The 701-nt window shown below is 45.9% G+C and carries 1 protein-coding gene; it reads right to left on the bottom strand.

The features are described from left to right. A partial coding sequence (locus K4A83_RS22765) for an RNA-guided endonuclease InsQ/TnpB family protein (RefSeq protein WP_407810284.1) occupies positions 1 to 701 on the bottom strand: 701 nt, incomplete at both ends.

The raw sequence follows: 701 nt of genomic DNA, 5'->3' as shown, positions 1-701 counted from the left end.
GCACCAGCCTTCACAGATTTACTCTGTTCGGGTCTTACGGTCGCTCCACAGACTGACACCGCTAGTCCAGCGGCCAAAATGTTCGCACTGGCATTAATATCCCGGTCATGGTTAACTCCACAACTCGGACATTGCCACTCTCGAATGTTAAGGGGCATTTTATCGACAATATGCCCACAGGAACTACAACGTTTGGAGGAAGGAAACCAGCGGTCAATCTTGACCAGTTTTCTCCCATACCAACGGCATTTGTAGTCCAACTGACGTACAAGCTCACCCCAGCCACTATCGCTAATGGACAAGGCTAACTTGTGGTTTTTAACCATATTCTTGACCGCTAAAGTCTCAACGACGATGGTTTGGTTTTCACACACCAGTTGAGTGGTCAATTTATGTAGAAAATCTTGACGGGAATCAGAAATCTTAAGCTGGATCTTTGCCACCTTACGTCTTGCCTTTTCCCTGTTTTTAGATCCTTTTTCTTTCCGGGCTAAACTCTTCTGAGCCAACCGTAAACGACGGTGATGTTTTCTGAATTGCTTGGGGTTGGAAACCTTGTTGCCATTACTAGTGGCAATCAGGCTTGTTATTCCCAAGTCCATACCGATGGCATTGTCGTTAACTGGTAGAGGCTTGATAGTCGGATCATCAAAACTAATGGATATATGCCACCGTCCTGATGGATGGAGTCTCACTGTTAC

It is taken from the genome of Spirulina subsalsa FACHB-351, assembly GCF_026130165.1.
GTDB lineage: Bacteria > Cyanobacteriota > Cyanobacteriia > Cyanobacteriales > Spirulinaceae > Spirulina_A > Spirulina_A subsalsa_A.
This window is presented reverse-complemented; position numbering and strand designations above follow the sequence as displayed.